We start from the raw sequence: 2,468 nt of genomic DNA on the forward strand, positions 1-2,468 counted from the left end.
TATTTCGAAAACAGTACACTAGGCAGTTCATAATCGACCAGCACGCTTTTCTGGTGATGCGAGGCACTGGCGCTCATGGCAAAGGGAATATCAGAATGAGCACGCGCATAATCTGGCTTCCATACCTAAAAGATGGGGAACATAGATTTGCATGCGCCGATACTGTCGGCACATGCAAACCCGTGCTGGGCACATGGGTATGTGATCAGTCTTCCTTGCTGTAAACCGGGGAGCCCGGCAACGGCTTACCTGTTTTAGGATCAAGAATCATGGCCTTAGCCAGTTGCTCGATCAGTGATTCGGAAGGCTTGGGCGGCGGGATATTGGCTTGACGCTCTTCAACCCATTTCAGCTTGCCATCCCAGGCAGGAAGCTTGGCTGGTGGCAGGGGGACGATTTCGTTGATCTCAGGAACGGAAGGGTTCGCATATGACCAGTTGCCTAAGACTTTTCCAATTTGCCTGTAACGCTCTGCACGTAGAAGGTCTTCCTGCTGATCGAGGTAATACATACGATTATCTTTCTTGGGGCCACGGAATCCATTGTCCAAAAAGGATGCTGCACTTTCGTCTCCTGCAGCTACCCCCAGCTGAAAGGCTTCTAAGGCTGCGTTATAATCTCCTTTTCCAGAAAAGTTAACACCTAATATGCGAGCCGATTTACCGTTACCCTGCTCGGCGGCGCAGAGGCGCATTTGGCGGGCAATATCTGGAGCAATGTCGATAGGGGCAAGCTTTTCGGCAATATAGGCTTGCGCCTGTGCACTTCCTTCATCTGCAGCCTTGCGAAAATAACGCAATGACATATCTTCATCTTGTTGCAGCCCAGCGGCACCCTTCTGAAGATAAATGGCGATCATATAGTATCCCGTAGCCACATGTGCATCTATCAACTGTTGACTAAGCCGTAATCTTTCTTTACCTGTTAGCTTGAACTGGCCACGCATAGCGCCATTTTGCAGGTTTATATTAGCTTTGTAATGATGGTTTTCGGTTGTGATACGGTAAAGCCGCTCAATCTCGATGTCTACTGTTCGGTCCTGCTTGAGCTGATTGTTTTTTTGCAACCAGCGTGCGTACTTAAATAATATATCCGTTTCTGCCGAGGGAGTTGGGATCTTCTCGTGAGCACAAGTAAAATCTAACCTTTCTTTGACTTCAGGCAGCTGATTCAAGGGGGTATCCTTTGTCCGTGAGTTTAGAGCATTGCCGTTGTTGCAGGCAACCAAAAGGAGGATTGGTATTAGGAGAGTTAGGCGCATTAATCAAGGTCCGCCACAGTTGTTTCGCTGTAATTAAATTCGACGAGGGGAGCATAGGGAGAAAGCTTGTTGAACTCATTATCCCGATTAATCGTAATTATGTCTTCCCATGCCTTAAACGCCATATCAGGCTCATCCTGCGCCCCTATCTTGTTCGTATGCAAATTCCACAACCGCCGCCGTAACTGCTGTGTAATATCCGCATGCTCGTGGCAAATATTCAGTTCGCTATCCACCATCATGCTACGGGTGTTGATGTTGGCCGAGCCCTGGGTGGTGTAGACGTCATCGACGATCATCAGCTTGGAGTGGATGTAAACCGGCATCCAGGGCTGGCCAGCCGGCGAGTCTAAGGCGACCAATGAACAGACATGAATCTTCAAGCCTGGCACTGGCTCCAGTTCCAGCTTGGTGTCTTCAATTTCCTTGGTTTTCCTGTCTATCTCCGCTTGCCATTCGTCCAGCTTTCTCTGCCCGGCACGGTCATTCGGTCCATCTGGCCGGGGTCTGACCGGGGCTTCACTTTTCATCTCCTTGATCAGTCGCAGCTTGGTGATCGCCGGAATGGTCTCTGCCCGGCCCAGGCTGGCGAGCATTTCCTGGGTCTTGACCGTGCCCAGCCCCATCGCTTCCTTGGTGTCATTGGTGATCACGAACAGATGAATCGAGCCGTGTAGTGCCGGATCACGACCCCAGCATGTTTGAGTGACCGCCGATTTTTTGATGAGTTCGGCCAGCGGCGGCCAGCGGAAATACTGGTTTTCGATGTAGATGAACTGAGTGACGTTATTGGCAGCCACCATGTAACCTTTCTGGATGTCACAGACAGGTTTTTCATAGTCGCCCACGTCATCCTTGTGCTTGCGGTTGGTTTTGGGTTGACCCACCTGAGCCTGGGTGCGCAACAGTTGCATCATCAGCCGGGTGCCGCTCTGGAACTGGAGGCGCTTGGATGACGGATCGCAATCACGGCAGGCGAGCAGGTCTTCGCCGGTTTCCTTGCGCCAGGCGACGGCGAAGTTCTGATGCACATTGTGAAGAATGGGCCCGGACAACATGCACGAGATGTCCTGACGCGGCAGAAAGCCACGAGGTCCGAGATAAGGTTCAGGCTTGTTGCCCTCTTCGCGGTTTAGTGCCGAGTGCTGGTCTGTGTCCCAATACTCGTCCAGCGAGTTATGGCCCATGACAAAGCCGACCGCGCTAG

General features: G+C 51.5%; 2 protein-coding genes. Both read right to left on the reverse strand.

What is annotated here, in order from left to right:
- Nucleotides 1–205: 205 nt before the first annotated feature.
- Nucleotides 206–1,261 (reverse strand): SEL1-like repeat protein, encoded by a 1,056-nt coding sequence (locus DW49_RS0107140; protein ID WP_024421159.1) that lies wholly within the window; start codon nt 1,259–1,261, stop codon nt 206–208.
- The coding region (locus DW49_RS0107145) for a phospholipase D-like domain-containing protein (RefSeq protein ID WP_024421160.1) at nt 1,261–2,468 on the reverse strand (1,208 nt) is incomplete at its 5' end. The genes DW49_RS0107140 and DW49_RS0107145, both read right to left, overlap by 1 nt.

This window comes from Pseudomonas avellanae BPIC 631 (assembly GCF_000444135.1).
GTDB classification, from domain to species: Bacteria; Pseudomonadota; Gammaproteobacteria; order Pseudomonadales; family Pseudomonadaceae; genus Aquipseudomonas; species Aquipseudomonas avellanae.

Coding starts and splice junctions, on each gene's coding strand:
- DW49_RS0107140 (WP_024421159.1), bottom strand. CDS start 1,261: ATGCGCCTAACTCTCCTAATACCAATCCTCCTTTTGGTTGCCTGCAAC.